The organism is Mycobacterium sp. NGS40, assembly GCF_059812735.1.
Genome location: NZ_JCALDG010000019.1, coordinates 73,414 through 91,219 on the forward strand (window position 1 = coordinate 73,414; position 17,806 = coordinate 91,219).

Here is a 17,806-nt window from a genome sequence, read left to right on the forward strand (position 1 = left end):
GGAGAACCACCGGGCGATCGGGGTCGGTCTTTTTCACCGGGCCCGATACGGCGCGCCCGTCAGGGTGACGGCAGGGAGGCGCGGCGAGTGCGTTCGGTTGAGGAGCAGCAAGCCCGGATAACGGCGGCCGCGGTAGCCCCGCGCCCGATCCGGGTTGCCATCGCGGAGGCGCAGGGATTGTTGTGCGCCGAGGAAGTCGTGACCGAGCGGCCGCTGCCCGGCTTCGATCAGGCCGCGATCGACGGCTACGCGGTGCGCAGCGTCGACGTACTGGGTATCGGCGAGGTGGGCGTCGACCTTGCGCTCGACGAAACCGGCGAGCCGATGGCCGACGAGGACAGCCCCGGCGGGCTGGTCCTGCCGGTGATGGGGACCATCGAGGCCGGGGCGCGAACGCCGAGCCGGCTGCAGCCACGCCAAGCCGCCCGGGTGCAGACCGGGGCGCCGCTGCCCACGCTGGCCGATGCGGTGCTGCCGTTGCGGTGGACCGACGGCGGCACGTCGAAGGTGCGGATTCTGCGCGGAGCACCGTCGGGTGCCTACGTGCGGCGCGCCGGCGACGACGTCCAGCCCGGCGATGTGGCGGTACGGGCCGGGACGATCATCGGCCCGGCTCAGGTGGGATTGCTCGCCGCGGTCGGCCGCGAGCGGGTCCTGGTGCACCCGCGTCCGCGGGTGTCGGTGATGGCGGTGGGCGGCGAGCTGGTCGACATCTCGCGCACGCCGAGCAACGGGCAGGTCTACGACGTCAACTCCTACGCGTTGGCGGCCGCGGCCCGGGATGCCGGCGCGGAGGTCAACCGGGTCGGCATCGTGCCCAACAACCCGCAGGAGCTCGGCGAAATCGTCCAGGGCCAGATCAATCGCGCCGAGGTCGTGGTGATCGCCGGGGGAGTCGGGGGCGCGGCCGCCGAAGCGGTGCGGGTGGTGCTGTCCGAACTCGGCGACATGGAGGTCGTCCGGGTCGCCATGCACCCGGGGTCGGTGCAGGGCTTCGGGCAGCTCGGGCGCGACGGCGTGCCGGTCTTCTTGTTGCCGTCGAATCCGGTCAGCGCCTTGGTGGTCTTCGAGGTGATGGTGCGGCCACTGATCCGGCTGTCGCTGGGCAAGCGCCAGCCGATGCGGCGGATCGTGCAGGCCCGCACACTGTCGCCGATCACGTCGGTGGCCGGGCGCAAGGGTTACCTGCGCGGCCAGCTGATGCGCGACCAGGACAGTGGCGAGTATCTGGTGCAGGCGTTGGGTGGCGCCCCGGGGGCGTCGTCGCATTTGCTCGCGACGCTGGCTGAGGCAAACTGTCTAGTTGTGGTTCCCAGTGGTGCCGAACAGATTCGCACCGGTGAGATCGTCGACGTCGCGTTCCTGGCCCAGCGCGGCTGACTCCGACGACTGCGCACGCCCGTGAACCTCTTGCGCTCTAGCGCCCGTCACCCCGGTTGGCCGTCGTCGGTGGGGCCGCTGCGGGTCGCGGCCGGTGTGGTCCGGCTGCGCGCGGTGCGGATGCGCGACGGCGCGCAGTGGAGTCGTCACCGGTTGGCCGACCGGGCGCATCTCGAGCCGTGGGAGCCCACCTCCGACGGCGACTGGGCGCTGCGGCACACTGTCGCGGCCTGGCCGGCGCTGTGTTCTGGCCTGCGTGCCGAGGCCCGCAACGGGCGCATGCTGCCGTACGTGATCGAACTCGACGGGCAGTTCTGCGGACAGCTGACCATCGGCAACGTCACCCACGGCGCGCTGCGCTCGGCGTGGATCGGCTACTGGGTGCCGAGCTCGGCGACCGGCGGAGGAGTGGCCACCGGCGCGCTGGCGCTGGGCCTGGACCATTGCTTCGGGCCGGTGATGCTGCACCGGGTGGAGGCCACCGTGCGCCCGGAGAATCTCGCGAGTCGGGCCGTGCTGGCCAAGGTCGGCTTTCGCGAGGAGGGCCTGCTGCGCCGCTATCTCGAGGTCGACCGGGCGTGGCGCGACCATCTCCTGATGGCGATTACGGCCGAGGAGGTCTACGGATCGGTGGCATCGACGCTGGTCCGTGCCGGATATGCGCGCTGGGCGTAAATTCTTCCCTTCTTGTGCGCGGCGAGATTGCCGTCACGGCTGTGATCGGCGCCTGACTGCGACCATGACCGCAATCTCGACGTGCGGGAACTCGCCGCCGAAGACAAATCGCAATATTTCTGTGGCTCACGTGACATATGTGGCGTGTGATGCTTGATTGAGGCAAATTACAGGTGTGTAATTGCGCTGGTCACAGGTCCCGACCGCGCAGGTCAACGATCGGCCTCGCGGGGATCCGGACCAGAAGGAGCAGGTCATCATGCCAAGCATCCCGCAGTCGTTGTTATGGATCTCACTGGTGGTGCTCTGGCTGTTCGTGCTGGTACCGATGCTGATCAGCAAGCGTGACGCCGTGCGACGCACCAGTGACGTGGCGCTGGCAACCCGGGTGCTCAACGGCACCGGGTCCCGCCTGCTGCGGCGCAGCGGTCCGGCCTCGGGCCACCGCAGCGACCCGCACTGGCAGCCGGAAGACTCGGCCGACGACGACGAGTTCGACGATGCGGAGCGTGACGACCTCGCCGGGACCGACGATGAACACGATGCCGAGACCGAGGAACTGCGCCCCGCCCGTCCGGTGGTGATGAGGATGGCGGCCGCCGAGCCGGCCGAGCCCGACTACCTGGACGTCGACGTCGTCGAAGACTCCGTCGCACTCCCGGTCGGTGCCAGCGCCGCGGCCACCGAACCCCAGCTCGCGGCCGTCGACGAGGACGAGCACGAGCAAGCCGACGATGAGCACCCCGACGACGAGTACGAATACGTCGAGGACTCGTCCGGCTTGGAGCCGGAGGCCGAGGACGAGGACCCGGGACTGCGCGAGCGGGTGGTCCCGTCGAGCGCCCAGCGTCGCCGCCGCTTCGACACCAAGACCGCGGCCGCCGTCACTGCCCGCAAGTACGCCTTCCGCAAGAAGGTGTTGATGGTGATGGCCGTCATCTTGGTTGGCTCGGCGACCGCGGCGTTCGAGATCAGCCCCACCGCCTGGTGGGTGTGCGGCGTGGCCACCGCGATCACGGTGCTTTACCTGGGCTATCTGCGCCGGCAGACCAAGATCGAGGAGAAGGTCCGTCGTCGCCGCACGCAGCGGATGACCCGCGCGCGCATGGGTGTGGAAAACACCCGCGACCGCAACTACGACGTGGTCCCGTCGCGGCTGCGCCGGCCCGGCGCGGTGGTCCTGGAGATCGACGACGAGGACCCGATCTTCGAGCACCTGGACTACGCGATGCCGCAGCAGCACTACGGCTGGCCGCGGGACCTGCCGCGCGCCGTCGGCCAGTAGTGCCGTTGGTGCTGGCGCCCTTGCAGAACTGGTAGCCTCTAGCGGGTCAAGGGGCTATAGCGCAGTTGGTAGCGCGTCTCGTTCGCATCGAGAAGGTCAGGGGTTCGATTCCCCTTAGCTCCACTTTGCGATGAGTGGAGTCATGGGTTACACCTGAGTCGCGTCATCGGTTACAGATCGCCCCGGCCATCGGCCGGGGCGTTTTTGTTGGTTGCGCCAGTAGTTGTGGTCGGGGTCGATGGATCAATGGCATTTTGAGCGACTTTGGTTGAGCCGTTTGACGGTCCCGCCAGCCCGCCAGTGGTGAAGGCCTCCGCTTCCGGCTATAGCGTTGAGCGCGAAGCTATTTCCGCTGCCGCGTGATACTACTTCGCTGCGACGGCCGGGGACACGTCGAGGGATTTGGCTAGCGACAGAGCGCTGGCCGCTGTGCCCAAGTTGGCGGTGAACAGCAGATTGTTCAGCACCTTAGTGATTTGCCCGCAGCCGAGGGCGCCGAGGTGCACGACAGAGTCCGCGTAGGTGTAACACCGGTCGGCACGGTCGACAACATCGGCATCACCACCGGCCATGACCAGCAGACGGCCCTGCGCCGCGGCCGGCCCGCCACCGCCGACCGGCGCGTCGATGAACGAAATATCCGGCGCGCCATGGGGCCGACCTGACTGCCCAGCCCGATGAATCCGACTCTCACGCAACGCTCAACTCATGCCAATGCGGATGTTTTTGATCCGCTGAAACTCACGCAGGCCATCGAGGCCGCCGGTGCGACCGAACCCACTGTGCTTGTAACCGCCATAGGGGCCCTGGGGTTCGATGTCGCTGAATTTGTTGACCCACACTGACCCGGCTTCGAGTTCACGCGCGACCCGATGGGGCGGTTGAGGTCGCGGGTGTGCACGAAGGCGTTCAAACCGTAGGAAGTGTCGTGGCGATCCGCACTGCTTCGTCGTCGTCGCGAAATCTGATGAGGGAGATCACCGGTCCGAATGTCTCGGTTTGCGCCAATTCCGAGGAGTTGTCCACGTCGCCGACGGCGGTGGGTTCGATGTAGTAGCCGCGCGCGAGTTCACCTTCGATGCGCTTACCTCCGGTGAGAAGCTCGCCGGCGCGGGCGCACACGGCGTCATCGAACGCCTGCAGGATGCGGTCGGCGGCGGCCTGGCTGATGACGGGTCCGAACATCACCGAGGCCCGTCTGGTCTGGTGACATTCTCTACGAAACCACCTTCGTCGGGATCGAATACCGCGACGGCGCACGGCGGACGCTGTAGCCAGACATCGAGGAGTGCACAGCCCTGCCGCTTTCCTATTGTATGAATTGTCCGGCGAGACAAAGGATTCAAGCAGGTGGAGCATTACCGCTACGACGACGCCCGTCCTATGTTAGCTATTTTCATGAGTGGTTGTGGTCAGTCGATGCCCGCTCGGCAGTGTGCTTGAACAGCAGGGGCAACCCAACGGTGCAAGTACGCACGCAGCTCCTCGCCACGACGTTGTGGCCGTCCGGGATCGATGATCAACGACTGCAGTATGCGCAGCATGAACTCGACGAGCTCTTGGAGGCTGTCGTCGTCGAATCCCGCGCCCGCCCAGTCGACATTGAACCGATTGAGGATCGATCGGCCGAAGGAAACAGATACCTCCGCCGTCACGCCGGCAGTGAAAGCGCTTGCCTTGCCGGGCTGCATGACCATGCCCAGGTATCTGTCGTGGGGAAGTTGCTCGAGCGTGTAGGCAATCCCCTCCACAACGGCGTGGGTGGGCGAAGTCAGAGGTTGCAGGTGAGCAGCGAGGTGATCGAGAAACGCAGAGACAGCCGATAGCGCTGTGGCGTGTAGTAGCGCCTCTAACGTGGGGAAGTACCGGTACAGGGTGGGTCGAGTGATGCCGAGGGATTCGGCCACCTGGGACACGCTGACCGTTCCCTCGGCGTCGATCGTGCGTCGGGCGGCCGCCACGATGCGGGCGGCCGCTTCGTCGTCGTCGGCGGGAATGTCTCCGGCCCAGCCATGTCTGCGCATCCGTGCATCGTCGCATTCTCTTAGTCCGAGGCAATGAACCCACTTGACTTTACAGTTGGTATTAGATGTATTGTCCGAATAGGAGCCCGCATCAGCCAAGGAGCACCGATGACATCGATGATTGAGCCAACCGTCAACGGCCACGACGAGAGCCTGACCCGTCGGGCACTGCGCTTTGCACTGGATAAGACCACGCAGATGGCCGACAGCGAGCTGCGGGTGCCGCTGCACTACTACCGCGATCCAAAGATCACCGAGATTGAGGAGTCTCAGATCCTGCGGCGGGTGCCTCTGGCGATCGTGCCGTCGGCGCAATTGCCCAAAGCCAACGATTACGTGGTGCGATCGGTATTGGGCGATTCGTTGTTGGTCACCCGAGATCGTCACGGCGAGAGCCACGTGTTCCTGAACTACTGCCGTCACCGTGGCGCGATGCCTGCCTGCGGAACGGGCAACGCGTCACGATTCACCTGCCCGTATCACGCGTGGTCGTACAAGAACACCGGGGACCTGTTCGCGGTGCCCGGCAGCAGCGGCTTCGCCACGATGAACAAGGCCGACTACGGCCTAGTCGAGCTGCCCAACCAAGAACGCCACGGCTTCATCTGGGCGGTGTTGAGTGCCGATGCAGACATCGACGTCGACGCCCATCTCGGTGATATGGCACCCGAACTGGCCCTGATGAACTATTCCTCGTACGGCTATCACACTGAACGCGAGTTCGAGTCCGACGTGTCCTGGAAAGGCGCACTCGAGGCATTCGCCGAGGGCTACCATTTCCCATTCGTCCACGGGCAGAGTGTGATCGGACAGAACACCATCGCCAACACCTCGGTGTACGACGAGTTCGGAAAGCACCATCGGCTGGGGTTTCCCTTCAATTGGATCGTCAACCTCGACAACGACCCCTCGGGAGCCTGGGACCCGTCAGCGAACATGGGCGTGATCTATTGGATCTATCCAAATCTCGTCCTGGCCAACAGCCCGCTGGGTGTGGAAATCATCGACATCCTGCCGGCCGGCGCCCCCACCCGCTGCACCGTGCGGCACAGCTGGATGGGTCGCGTGCCCGCGGCCAACGACGAGATGCGCGCCGTCTACGACGAAGTCTACGAGAACGTGCATGCCGCCGTGCGTGACGAGGATTTCACCATGTTGCCCCAGTGCGGCGAGGGCGTTCGGCACGGACAGCACGACCATATGATCATCGGCCGCAACGAAATTGGTGTGCAACACATGATCCGGGTCTTGGCACAGGAACTCGGTGTCGCACTGCAATGAACACTTTCCTGACCGAGTCGAGTCTCTTGGTCCGCGCAAGGCGGCGGGGAGGATCCACGCAATGGCACTGAACATCGCAGATCTTTTCGAGCACGCCGTAGACGCAGTACCGGACCGCACCGCCGTCATTGCGGGGCCCCGCACCCTGACCTATGCCCAGATCGAAAACGAAGCCAACCAACTGGCGCATCTGCTGCAGTCGAACGGGATCGGTCACGGCGACCACGTCGGGGTTCTTGCCCCCAATACGGCTGAACACGTCGTTGCAATTCTCGCCCTGTTCAAGATTCGCGCGGTCCCGATTAACCTGAACTATCGCTACACCGCACCAGAACTGGCGTATGTCTTCGACAACGCCGACCTCGTCGGGCTGTGTTTTGACGACTCGCTCGGACCACTGGCGTCGCAGGTGCTGACACAGCGGGAGCCACTGCGGGTGCTGGTCTCCATGGGCGCCGGCATCGTCAACAACCCGATGCCCGAAGCGCTGGCCTACGCCTCAGCTCGTGACGAATTCAGCACCGAAAGAGACTTCGGTCAGCGTTCGCCCGACGATCTCTACGTTCTCTACACCGGCGGCACGACCGGATACCCCAAAGGCGTCGTATGGCGCCACGAGGACATCTGGCGAACACTCGGCGGCGGCACGAACTTCATGACCGGCGAGCTGCTCGACGAGTACGACCAATCCACCCAAGCCGCCACGAACCCGCCCATTATGGCCTTCGCGGTCAGTCCACTCATGCACGGTGCGGCCGTCTGGGGGACTCTCATGCATCTTTTCTCCGGTCACACCACCGTGCTGATCGATAAATTCGAGGCTCACGCCGTCTGGGAACTCATCGACCGCCACGGCGTCCAGACGGTGTTCATCACCGGAGATGCCATGGCACGCCCCCTTATCGAGGCTTTCGACACCGGGCGACACTCCGGCGCCTCGCTGGCCGCTGTTGCCAGCAGCGCCGCGTTGTTTAGTCCCGCGGTCAAGAAACGCTGGATCGATGCGTTCTCCCGCACCGTGTTCACCGACTCCATTGGCGCCTCCGAAGTCGGTTTCACCGGCACGACCATCCTCGAACGAGACAATCTCGCCGGCGAAGGACCGTTGGTCCAGATGGCGGCGCAGACCATCGTCGTCGATGACGATCTCAACATCCTCGACCCGGAAGAACACGTGGGACAAACCGCGCGCGTCGCCCGAGCCGGCCACATTCCGCTTGGCTATTACAACGATGAAGAGAAGTCTCGCACCACATTCTTCGAACGCGACGGCATCCGCTTCTCGGTTCCCGGCGACTATGTACGCATCGAAGCCGGGCGCCGGCTGCGGCTGCTCGGTCGCGGCTCCAACTGCATCAACACCGGCGGGGAGAAAGTCTTCGCCGAAGAAGTCGAGCAGGCTCTCAAATCCCACCCAAATATCTACGACGCCATCGTAGTAGCCGTACCCGACCCGCGCTGGGGCCAACGCGTCGCCGCCGTAGTACAGGCTAGAGATGGTCTCCGAGTGACGATCGAATCGATTCACACCCACCTGCGAACAATGATCGCCGGCTACAAACTCCCGCGAGACATCACATTCGTCGATGCCGTGCCACGCCACGTCACCGGCAAAGCCAACTATCCCGAAGCCCGCAAGATCATGCTGGCCAGTTTGGAACCCACCCAACAGCCGACTCACTGAGCTGCCCGCCCGGGAACGACCTGAAACACTCCGCCGTGGCGCCACCCTCATCGATGAACATCGTGGCGACATAAGGCCGACCTCAGCATCGACAGGCGCCCCGGCCAAAGCCATCGAACACGTTGCAGCACAAGAACCTACCAGCGCTGCGAGGGTAGCAGCGCTGACATCAACCGATGGGGTTCTGAGTGCATGGCCCGTCAAGGAAGCTCCGGAACACCACCAATCGAGCTTGCGCCTGCCTGGCCGCAATTTTTTGCCTCCCCGTCCGATTTCAACACCCAGATGACCGACTGGCTGGCCGTGGTCAACACCCGCAACCGTCGGGCGCTCGGCTGTGCGCCGACTGACCGGATCGAGGCTGATCGGGCAGCGATGCTCGGGCTACCGCCGGTGGCGCCGGCCACCGGCTGGTGCTCATCGCTGCGGCTGCCGCGGGATCACTACATTCGCCTGGACGGCAACGACTACTCGGTGCACCCCGCAGCGGTCGGGCGGCGGGTGCTGGTGCGCGCCGACCTGGATCGGGTGCAGGCGTTCTGCGATGGGCAGACCGTCGCCCAACACGACCGGGTCTGGGCGACGCATCAGACGATCTCCGATCCGGTGCATGTGGAGACAGCGAAGATGTTGCCGGGCAGACGGATCCAGATACCACCACCACCTTTGGAGTCCGAAGTGCCGGTACGGGATCTGTCGTCGTATGACATTGCGTTCGGAGTCGACCTCGATGGCGGGGCCGCCTAATGGCCACCACCAAGACCACCGCCACTGCAGGCCGGGACGTGACTGCTGAGTTGGCCTATCTGACCTGGGCGCTGAAAGCACCTACCTTGCGTGAGTCCATCGCCCGGCTGGCCGAACGCGCTCGCGCGAAGAACTGGACCCACGAGGAATACCTGGCGGCATGTCTGCAACGCGAAGTCTCAGCACGTGAATCCCACGGCGGTGAGGGACGAATCCGGGCCGCACGATTCCCCGCGCGAAAGTCGTTGGAGGAATTCGACTTCGACCATGCCAGCGGGCTCAGACGCGACACCATCGCGCACCTGGGAACCCTGGACTTCGTCACCGCCCGCGACAACGTCGTCTTCCTCGGCCCACCCGGAACTGGCAAGACGCATCTGGCGATTGGGCTGGCCATGCGGGCCTGCCAAGCCGGCCACCGCGTCCTATTCGCCACGGCAGCTGAATGGGTGGCCCGCCTGGCCGAAGCCAACCAAGCCGGACGCATCCACGCTGAGCTCACCCGACTCGGCCGCTACCCGCTCATCGTCATCGGCGAAGTCGGATACATCCCCTTCGAACCCGAAGCCGCCAACCTGTTCTTCCAACTGGTCTCGGCCCGCTTCGAACGCGCCAGCCTCATCGTCACCTCCAATCAAAGCGTTCGGCCGCTGGGGCGAAGTATTCGGCGACGACGTCGTGGCCGCCGCCATGATCGACCGCCTCGTCCACCACGCCGAAGTCATCACCCTGAAAGGAGACAGCTACCGACTCAAAGACCGAGACCTGGGCCGCACACCTGCCGCAGCGGCCACCACTGAGGAATAATCACCAACCACCACCGGACAGGGGGTCAATTTTCACCTGCCGCCAGGGGATCAATTTTCAGCCGCCGTCGACAATGCATACGAGCCGCGCACATTCGGGCCTTGTCGACAGTCTCCTTCGAGCGTTGAGGGTTAGGTGCCGCGACAAGCGTTCGATATCGGCTCCGAAAGCTATAGGAGACCTATAACTAAGCCTGGTACCCAGCTGATGTGGCTGGGGCAGGCGGAGGACGTCTCCGGGGCGACACAAATAACGTCTCCCGCTGCGGAGATGTTCGACGCTGCCGCTACCAGCGCGTTGCAGGCGGATCATCGAACAGATCGTATCGGCCTGTGGCGTTCCACTGGTCTGCCGCGCTGTGCGGGGTGCCGCGCCATCGGACGTGCGCCGCGACCTCGGCCGCTGGACGGGCTCCGTCTGTCAGGTGCCCGGTTGGAATGTCTTCGGGCGCGACGGGAAGGCCCAGAAACGGAATCAGCAGACGGACATCGAAGAGGATCAGATTGTGAGTTCCTGGAAGCGCGGCCGAAGGCACGATCATCGCGTCTGCTCCGTTGCGACGAACGGCCGCGGCTAATGCTTGTGTCGGGGCGTAATCGTCACCGACGAGCTCGTCGGGCGTGAGTCCGTAGGTGGCGCAGTCGTCGAAGTCCACACGTGTCGGCTCGATGTTGACGGTCGCTGTCCACAAATTCAGGAGTAGGTCGTCTGGATCTCCAGTTGGACCAATGTGGTGGCGGAGCATTTCAGCTGCAGGGCCGAATGGATGAAGGCAGAGGTACTGGACGGTGTCGAGGCTCGCGCGGTGGAAACGGCCGTCGCTTGGGCTTGGGAACGCCCACCATGGCGTGTCGTACGAGGCGTGCCGAAAGATCGTTAATCTCATGTGGTCATTGCGCGGGCCTCAGTCGCGATGGCAAGGAGCCGCGGGTAGCACAGTGGGTCATCGAGTAGGTCGATTGGTCGTTGGCCGAGCATTGGATGCTCCCGATAGAACCATGCGACTACTCCTGGGCCGGTAAATGAGTGGCGCAGCTGGTTTACGACCTGGCCGACTACGCGGATGCGGGCGGCGTCTTCGGCGGCAGGACCAGTCCCGTCATTTGCGAGCCAGCGCTGCAGTTGCCGAATGGACACTCCAAGTAACTCGGCGAGGGTCTTTTGAGGGGTTGCCAAGACTTCGGCGGTGTTTGCCAACACGACCCCGACTGGCGCGTCATCGCTGAAAGGCTGGTTTTCCACAATGTCGCGTAGCGCATGGCGGAACTGCTCTAACGCGATGCGCACATCTCGGCGCCGCTGTTCGGCGTCGTCATGGCGGAGCGCTTTCTCTGCACGGAACGCGGCGGCCCACAGACTCGTGGTCAGGTACGGGTCGGCTTTGAGACGTGACGGCCTCGCAGCATCCAGTCTGCGATCCAAGCTGTCGATCAGTAGGCCAACTTCTTCCGGCACTGTCGCAGAGCGCTGCAGCAGCTTGGTCGTGTCGTTGACACTCTGGAGCAGGTCACTGAGCTCGCTTTCCAGCAGTGTCGTAGTCATGTCGCCATGATACGACAAATTTACGCAAGCTGCATGCTCGTTTCGTGGAGGTCTTGCCGGTTTCGGCGACGATCACCTGGGCGAGGTCGTCGATGCAAGCGGCGATGATGCGGCGCCACGCGTCCAGCCGGCGCGGCGACCGGCATAGGACAGCCCGGACCACCAGTCCGACGCGGTCCGCGCTCGAGCGACGATGCGATCGACATCGGCCCGAGAATGTATGGGGTAGTTCGCCAACGCCGATCCGTCACGGGGGTCGAACGACGTGAACACGCTGTCCTGCAGCGCCGGGTCGTCCACCGACCCTTTCGTCGATGTGGTCATGGTTGCTTCGTTCTGCTCACGCGTTGCGCGGCTTGAGTTCCGTTGCGGTCACGCCTCACGGACGCCCGTGTTGATTCTGTCGCGCCCAACCGCTTTATACAACTAGTTGCAGAAAAATATTGATGCGCCGGGTGACCCTGATGTGGGGTCAGGCGGCGCTACGAGCCAACGACTGTGCGTATCCGATCGTCTCCTCGTCCACATGCGCCTGGATCGAGTAGCGCATGCCGGCGAAGAGGCCCATCACCCGCATCCACGCGGGCACCTCGAGCTCGACGCGACAAGTAAACCGTGATGTCGAGTCCGTCACCGGGGTGACCGACATGACCCAGCGCACGCCGAGTGTCGCGGGCAGCACGTGAGTCAGGTAGATGCGACTCTTCGGCGAAACCATGACCACCTCGGAGGGCTTGCTGGAGTCTTCGCGGTAGTGCTGGACCAGGAGGTGGCCGCCGATCGACTCGACGTTGACCATGCCGCGCGTTCCGCTTTCGACGAAGGTGCCCGCGGCGCGATGCCCCTTGGCGCATCGCTGGTACTCGCGGTCGGTCATGCCAAACAGCCACTTCGGGACGTCGAGGCGATTCGCCGGCAAGTCGATGGTTGTGTGCTGCTCAAACTCCATTAAGACCATGTGTTTCCTTTCAGAGACTGGCGCTGCGGACCGTGAGGTCCGCAGGGTGACGCCGACTGGATAGCATCACGATCCAATTATGGATAGTGATAGTATCCAATGTCAAAGGAGGAACGGTTTGCGTATCTCACATCTGTCCGCCCGCACCGGCGTGTCGATCCCGAGCATCAAGTTCTACCTGCGCGAAGGTCTGCTGGACGCGGGGGAGCGGACGTCGCGCACCCAGGCGGAATACGGCGAGCGGCACGTCGACCGGCTCCGAGTTATCAAGGCGCTCAGCGAGGTACCCGGCCTGTCGATCAACCGGATTCGAGACATCCTCGCGTTGATCGACAACCCCGGCGAGGACCTCCTCGGCGCGCTCGGGTCGGCGAGCAAGCAGTTGCCGCCCTACGCGGACGACAATGTGTCGCTGCAGGATTCGGCCAATGAAGTGCTCACCAGGCTGAGCGGGTCCGCCGATCGCGAGATCGACGCGCTCGGGCAATTGGGCCATGCGTTGCAGACCGCGCAGGCGGCAAACCTGCCCGTCTCCGATGAGCGGCTGGAGGTTTACCGTGAGCACCTCGGCGCGATCGCGGCCTACGAAATCGCCACCATGCCAACCGAACCGTCCGACGCGCTGACCTACGCCGTCATCGGCACCGTGTTGTACGAGCCGCTGCTGCTTGCGCTGCGGCGGATAGCACTGCAAGAGGAGGCTACCGCGGCGCTGAGCGGCCCGGGCAATGCCAAATAGGTTCGCCCATAGTCGCTGTCGTAGTGAGGGCGGGGGGTCTTAGTCACCGACTTCGGATGCAGACCGCCGGGGGGTCTGCTGCACGGACTGGTGACACTGGCCGCCACGGGGCGCCTGCGTGCCAACCACGTCAGCGAACGTGTGCACCTGTTGGTCGAGCGGTTTGCCGGCAGCGAGCGACCGTCGCGATAGCGGCGGCGGTTCCGGCGCGGGTGGGACGTCGACGCAATGGTGCCTAGGCTTCTGGTATGAGTAGGGGTTTCGTCGTCATGTTCGCGGTCGGATTGCTCGTCGCGGTGTTCGGTCTGATCTGGGCGCTGCAGGGATTCGGGGTGTTGGGTGGTAGCCCGATGAGCAACACCACAACTTGGTCGATCATCGGTCCGATCGCGGTGCTGATCGGCATCGCGATCGCGGTATTCAGTTGGCGCAAGCTTTCGTCGAAATAGCTCGTCAGTTCTCCGTCACGGTGAAGTTCACCGTGTGCCAGCCGGTGGCGCCGTCGGGGACACTGGGAACTTGATCCGCGGTTTGGGTAGCGCCGGAGTTGTCGGTGGCCCGCACTGTAATGCTATGATTCCCAACGATTTTCGCCTGCCAAGGGAAGCTCCACAATCGCCACGTCGCATTGGAATAACTGGCGCCAAGTTCGGCGGGCTGCCATCCACCGTCGTCGATGCGGACCTCCACGGCCCGCACCCCCCGATTCTGTGCCCACGCCACACCGCCGAACACGACGGATCCTCTCGGCAGTTTCTGGCCGTCCGCCGGCACGTCGACGCGCGACTCGGTCTTGATCGGCGCCTGCGCCGCCCAGCCGAACCGCGTCCAGTACGCCTTTGCTTTGTCGAATCGAGTCAGCTCCAAGTCGACGACCCACTTGGTGGCGGACACATACCCGTAGAGCCCGGGCACCACCAGCCGGGCCGGATACCCGTGCTCGACCGGCAGCGGCTGACCGTTCAGGCCCACCGCGAGCAGCGCGTCGCGACCATCGGTGAGGGCCTGCACCGGCGTGCCCGCGGTGAATCCGTCGATCGACGTGGAGAGCACCATGTCGGCGTTTGAATGCACACCGGCCGCCGCAAGCAGGTCGGCCAGCCGGTAGCCCGTCCACACGCCCGTCGAAATCAGTTTTCCACCAACGGGGTTCGACACACAGGTCAACGTCGCCACCGTCTCCACGACATCGAAACGGGACAGGTCGTCAAAGCTGTAGGTGGCTTCGCGGTCCACCATGCCGTGAACGCGCAGCCGCCAGTCGCCGTGGCTGAGTTGGGGAACACTAAGCGCGGTGTCCACCCGATAAAAGTCGCCGCTAGCGGTGACAAAGCTCGGGAGCGTGACGCCTTTCGGTTGGACGTCGGCGGGGATGGGTGGAGCCGGTGCGCGGGGGGTGGGGAGTGTGACGGCGTTGCGGTCGGCGGCCACCGAATGCACCAATCGTGTGACGACCGCGCCCACCACACCGCTCACCACGCCGAATCCGAGCAATCCGTACACCAGCACCGCGCGCCGGCGTGCGTCCGGCTCGTCGCCGTCCGGGTCCCGCGGGTCGAACCGGCGGGTGAGCAAGCGCAGGGCCGCGACGCCGCTGACCGCACCCGCGACCGTGGGGATCGTGTCGGGCAACGTCGCGCCCTGCCGGGACAGCACCGCGGCGCAGCCGAGGATGCCCGCCGCGGCGATGACCGCGCTGCCGACGGGACGCCGCTTGGTTTCGAAGCTGCCGGCGACCGCAGCGATGGTCGCGATCACCACGAGCACGACGATCCCCAAGAAGGCCTTGTCCAGCGAGCCCAAGGTCTGAATCGCCCATTCTTTGACGGGCCCCGGGGTCAGGTCGACGACCATGGAACCGACCGCGGCGCGCGCATCCGCCCGCGCGCCGAACGGGATGGCCACCAGCGCGGCGACCCCGAGCGAGACCGCCGCGGCGGCGACCCCCGCGATCATCCGCTGATTCGACGTCGCGGCAGCCATCGGACCAACTCTACTCGCGTTCACTCAGCACACCGCAAAAACCTTGCCGGGCAGCCGATCACGCCTTGGTCGTGTTGCCGAATCCGACGTGGCTGTGAATCAGGGGCAGCGTCGCCGCCGTGGCGAAGCCCGCTGGGGCTGCGCAGATCGCGGCCACGGCGTTCAGCACCTGCATGCCGGTGGCCACGCTTGCCGAGCGGACGTGCTCCTCCATACTCGCGGCGCGGGTGAAGCTGGCCAGGCAGAAGAAGTGGGTCCGCATCGAGGGGTCGCCCTCGATCGTCAGCGTCCACCCGTCCTGGGGTTTGGGCCAATCGTCCGGGTATTCGCCGCCGACGGTCCACAATGTTTCGATCTGGACCAGCACCTCGCCGTTGCGCCGGCCCGACCACTTCCACCGTTGCCCCGCAGTGGTTCCCGCGCGCAGCACATGATCGAAGATCTGATGATCCTCGCGGGCGGGAACGGCCTGCACGGTCGCGGTGACCTCGTCGATGTCGGCGTTGAGCGTGTCGGCGAGGAACCAGACCTGTTCGGTGAAGATCCCGCTGTTGAAGGCCAGGAACTCGCTGGCTTGCGGGCTGATCTCCTCGATGGGTTGGCCAAAACGCATGTTGTCGAACGTGATTGACGTGCTTTCGTAGACCGACCAGTCGGCGCGCTCCTGAAGCGTGATCTTGTCGATGGTGCGGCACATGCCGGACAGGGTCAGCGGCAGTGCGCCGGAGAGGTTCCCGGGGTTCAGCCCGCTGCCGTGCACCGTGGTGTCACCGGCCCGGCACGCCTCCAGCACCCGATGGCGGTCGGCCGGTACGATACGGCGCGGATGGAACAGGAATGCCGTCGTCGCAACGTTTTTCCCGCCGGCGAGCAGCTCGCACACCTCGTCGAGGTTGGTGTTGCGCGGCGTGTAGAGCACACAGTCCGCGTCGAGCTCCATGATCTTGTCGGCGTCGGTGGTCGCGGCGACGCCGATCGGGTCGCGGCCCACCAGGGTGCCGACGTCGACTCCGTCCTTCGCGTCGGAATACACCCGGGCGCCGACGATCTCGAGATCGGGTCGATGGTCGATGATGGTCGTGACCATCTCGGCGCCCACCGTGCCAACGCCCCAGGGGACGACGCGCAGTGGCCGATGTGGCTGGCGATCACTAGCTGGCGTCATTGCCGTCTTTCTGTAGCCGAAAGTGTGGTCGCCATAGACGATAGAGTGCCGCGGCACTTCACTGTTCAGTGGTGATGGGCGTGCGACGCGATGCTTTCGCGATGTTGCTGGGCCGCGTTGGTGCCGCCGGCGGGATAGGCATGAATCATCGCGGTGGTCAGCTTGGGCACGGCGTGAATCAGATCGTGTTCGGATTCGTGTGCGATTTGGTGTGCCGCAGCCAAACTCAGCGCCGGGTCGATGTCGAGTTCGGCATCGGCGTGTAGGCGGTGCCCGATCCAGCGCATCCGCACACTGCGCACTGCACGCACGCCGGGCCGGGCGGCCAGCGCGGCTTCGGCCGTGTCGATGAGCTCCGGATCGACGCCGTCCATCAAGCGGCGGAACACATCTCGCACCGCGGTGCGCAGCACCGCCAAGATGGCCACCGTGATCAGCAAGCCGACGATCGGATCGGCCAGCGGGAAGCCCAAGGCCACGCCGCCGGCACCGGCCAGCACCGCCAGCGAGGTGAAGCCATCGGTGCGCGCGTGCAGGCCGTCGGCGACGAGCGCGGCCGAGCCGACGCGGCGTCCGACCCGGATGCGGTAGAGCGCCACCCATTCGTTTCCGATGAAACCCAGAAGTCCGGCTACCGCGACCCAGCCGACGTGCTCGATGGGCCGCGGATTGATCAACCGCTCAACGGCCTCGTACCCGGCGATGATCGCCGACAGCGTGATCATCGCGACCACGAACAGTCCGGCAAGGTCTTCGGCCCGGCCGAAGCCGTAGGTGTAGCGGCGCGTTGCGGCCTTGGTACTCAACGCAAATGCGATCCACAGCGGCACCGCCGTCAGGGCGTCGGAGAAGTTGTGGATGGTGTCTGCGGCCAGCGCGATGGAGCCGGAGAGGACCACCACGACGATCTGCGCGATGGCCGTCGCGCCCAGGACCAGCAGGCTGATCTTGACCGCGCGGATGCCGTCGGCGCTGGACTCCAGCTCGCTGTCGAAGCTGTCGGCGGCGTCGTGGGAATGCGGCGCGAAGATCTCCTTGATCGCGGCCCGCAGTCCCTTCGGATGGCGGTGCTCGTGATCGTGTCCGCGCGAGTGGTCGTGCCCGTGATCGCTCATCGTGCGCGGGCCTTCCGTGGCCGGCGATCGGTCGTGATGCCCCGTACGTCGGGGTCGCCGCGGTGGTGGGATGGCACGCCGGGACCGGCATGTTCGGCGTTGTACACCGCGTCGATGACCAACTGGCGGACGTGCTCGTTTTCCAGGCTGTAGTAGATCGTGGTGCCGGCCCGTCGAGTGCGGACCAGCCGGGCCATGCGCAGCTTGGCCAAATGCTGGGACACCGACGGCGCGGGCTTGTCCACCTTTTCAGCAAGGTCGTTGACCGACGACTCGCCCTCGGTCAGCGCCCACAACACCCGAATACGGGTGTGGTCGGCCAACATCCGGAAGACCTCGACGATCAGGCTGACCTGATCCTCGGCGAGCGGCGGTGCAGCATTATCTGCATGCATACGTAGATAGTAGCCAATGCGGGCGC

The 17,806-nt window shown here is 65.0% G+C and carries 16 protein-coding genes, 1 tRNA gene and 4 pseudogenes; 10 read left to right on the forward strand and 11 right to left on the reverse strand.

The genetic code is table 11. The annotated features are described in order from the left end of the window. The first annotated feature begins 87 nt into the window (after positions 1-87). The 4 genes from glp to AC5Y5O_RS24715 all read left to right on the forward strand — a co-directional run bounded on the left by glp (position 88) and on the right by AC5Y5O_RS24715 (position 3,463). Complete coding sequence (gene glp, locus AC5Y5O_RS24700) at positions 88-1,380, forward strand: molybdotransferase-like divisome protein Glp (RefSeq protein ID WP_500027853.1); 1,293 nt, start codon at positions 88-90, stop codon at positions 1,378-1,380. A gap of 21 nt (positions 1,381-1,401) precedes the next feature. Next, complete coding sequence (locus AC5Y5O_RS24705) at positions 1,402-2,055, forward strand: GNAT family N-acetyltransferase (RefSeq protein ID WP_207768594.1); 654 nt, start codon at positions 1,402-1,404, stop codon at positions 2,053-2,055. Between the two features lie 259 nt (positions 2,056-2,314). Then, positions 2,315-3,340: a divisome protein SepX/GlpR gene (gene sepX / locus AC5Y5O_RS24710; RefSeq protein ID WP_096291344.1), complete on the forward strand. Its 1,026-nt coding sequence runs from the start codon at positions 2,315-2,317 to the stop codon at positions 3,338-3,340. A 50-nt stretch (positions 3,341-3,390) separates the two neighbouring features. Continuing rightward, positions 3,391-3,463 (forward strand) — tRNA-Ala (locus tag AC5Y5O_RS24715). Positions 3,464-3,646: 183 nt separating this feature from the next. Here the strand turns inward: AC5Y5O_RS24715 and AC5Y5O_RS24720 are convergent. The 3 genes and pseudogenes from AC5Y5O_RS24720 to AC5Y5O_RS24730 all read right to left on the reverse strand — a co-directional run. Further along, positions 3,647-3,978 (reverse strand): annotated as a pseudogene (locus AC5Y5O_RS24720) (NAD-binding protein); the annotation flags it as partial. Positions 3,979-4,041: 63 nt separating this feature from the next. Beyond that, positions 4,042-4,528, reverse strand: a pseudogene (locus tag AC5Y5O_RS24725) (aldehyde dehydrogenase family protein); the annotation flags it as partial. A gap of 224 nt (positions 4,529-4,752) precedes the next feature. Further along, a complete protein-coding gene (locus AC5Y5O_RS24730) occupies positions 4,753-5,364 on the reverse strand; it encodes a TetR/AcrR family transcriptional regulator (protein ID WP_500027856.1) in 612 nt (203 codons plus the stop codon). Between the two features lie 117 nt (positions 5,365-5,481). Between AC5Y5O_RS24730 and AC5Y5O_RS24735 the strand changes: the two genes are divergently transcribed. From AC5Y5O_RS24735 to istB, 4 genes and pseudogenes are all read left to right on the forward strand, one after another. Beyond that, positions 5,482-6,645, forward strand: a complete 1,164-nt coding sequence (locus AC5Y5O_RS24735; RefSeq protein ID WP_423790951.1) for an aromatic ring-hydroxylating oxygenase subunit alpha — start codon at positions 5,482-5,484, stop codon at positions 6,643-6,645. Between the two features lie 61 nt (positions 6,646-6,706). After that, positions 6,707-8,329: an acyl-CoA synthetase gene (locus AC5Y5O_RS24740; protein ID WP_096289897.1), complete on the forward strand. Its 1,623-nt coding sequence runs from the start codon at positions 6,707-6,709 to the stop codon at positions 8,327-8,329. A 255-nt stretch (positions 8,330-8,584) separates the two neighbouring features. Further along, a pseudogene (locus AC5Y5O_RS24745) lies at positions 8,585-9,076 on the forward strand (Mu transposase domain-containing protein); the annotation flags it as partial. Further along, positions 9,076-9,883, forward strand: a pseudogene (gene istB, locus AC5Y5O_RS24750) (IS21-like element helper ATPase IstB). The pseudogenes AC5Y5O_RS24745 and istB, both read left to right, overlap by 1 nt. A gap of 286 nt (positions 9,884-10,169) precedes the next feature. Here istB and AC5Y5O_RS24755 read toward each other — a convergent pair. The 4 genes from AC5Y5O_RS24755 to AC5Y5O_RS24770 all read right to left on the reverse strand — a co-directional run bounded on the left by AC5Y5O_RS24755 (position 10,170) and on the right by AC5Y5O_RS24770 (position 12,374). Further along, entirely contained in the window at positions 10,170-10,769 is a 600-nt protein-coding gene (locus tag AC5Y5O_RS24755) for an RES family NAD+ phosphorylase (RefSeq protein ID WP_096289896.1), read from the reverse strand. Further along, positions 10,766-11,425 (reverse strand): hypothetical protein, encoded by a 660-nt coding sequence (locus AC5Y5O_RS24760; protein ID WP_096289895.1) that lies wholly within the window; start codon positions 11,423-11,425, stop codon positions 10,766-10,768. The genes AC5Y5O_RS24755 and AC5Y5O_RS24760 overlap by 4 nt, the downstream gene beginning before the upstream one ends. A gap of 72 nt (positions 11,426-11,497) precedes the next feature. Beyond that, positions 11,498-11,749, reverse strand: coding sequence for a hypothetical protein (locus AC5Y5O_RS24765; protein ID WP_133160882.1), 252 nt, complete (start codon positions 11,747-11,749; stop codon positions 11,498-11,500). A 148-nt stretch (positions 11,750-11,897) separates the two neighbouring features. Further along, positions 11,898-12,374, reverse strand: a complete 477-nt coding sequence (locus AC5Y5O_RS24770) for a hypothetical protein (RefSeq protein WP_096289893.1) — start codon at positions 12,372-12,374, stop codon at positions 11,898-11,900. 127 nt (positions 12,375-12,501) lie between these two features. On the opposite strand from AC5Y5O_RS24770, the gene AC5Y5O_RS24775 reads away from it, so the two are divergent. Further along, entirely contained in the window at positions 12,502-13,122 is a 621-nt protein-coding gene (locus AC5Y5O_RS24775) for a MerR family transcriptional regulator (protein WP_096289892.1), read from the forward strand. Between the two features lie 248 nt (positions 13,123-13,370). Next, complete coding sequence (locus AC5Y5O_RS24780) at positions 13,371-13,571, forward strand: hypothetical protein (protein WP_096289891.1); 201 nt, start codon at positions 13,371-13,373, stop codon at positions 13,569-13,571. A gap of 4 nt (positions 13,572-13,575) precedes the next feature. Here the strand turns inward: AC5Y5O_RS24780 and AC5Y5O_RS24785 are convergent, their stop codons facing one another. The 4 genes from AC5Y5O_RS24785 to AC5Y5O_RS24800 all read right to left on the reverse strand — a co-directional run bounded on the left by AC5Y5O_RS24785 (position 13,576) and on the right by AC5Y5O_RS24800 (position 17,780). Next, positions 13,576-15,105 carry a molybdopterin-dependent oxidoreductase gene (locus tag AC5Y5O_RS24785; protein WP_500027861.1) on the reverse strand — a complete coding sequence of 510 codons (1,530 nt, stop codon included), beginning with the start codon at positions 15,103-15,105 and terminating at the stop codon, positions 13,576-13,578. A 58-nt stretch (positions 15,106-15,163) separates the two neighbouring features. Continuing rightward, positions 15,164-16,192, reverse strand: coding sequence for a dihydrodipicolinate reductase (locus tag AC5Y5O_RS24790; RefSeq protein WP_207768622.1), 1,029 nt, complete (start codon positions 16,190-16,192; stop codon positions 15,164-15,166). A gap of 143 nt (positions 16,193-16,335) precedes the next feature. After that, positions 16,336-17,385 (reverse strand): cation diffusion facilitator family transporter, encoded by a 1,050-nt coding sequence (locus AC5Y5O_RS24795; RefSeq protein ID WP_096289889.1) that lies wholly within the window; start codon positions 17,383-17,385, stop codon positions 16,336-16,338. After that, positions 17,382-17,780 (reverse strand): ArsR/SmtB family transcription factor, encoded by a 399-nt coding sequence (locus AC5Y5O_RS24800; protein WP_096289888.1) that lies wholly within the window; start codon positions 17,778-17,780, stop codon positions 17,382-17,384. Before AC5Y5O_RS24800 ends, AC5Y5O_RS24795 begins: the two co-directional genes overlap by 4 nt. Positions 17,781-17,806: the final 26 nt, after the last annotated feature.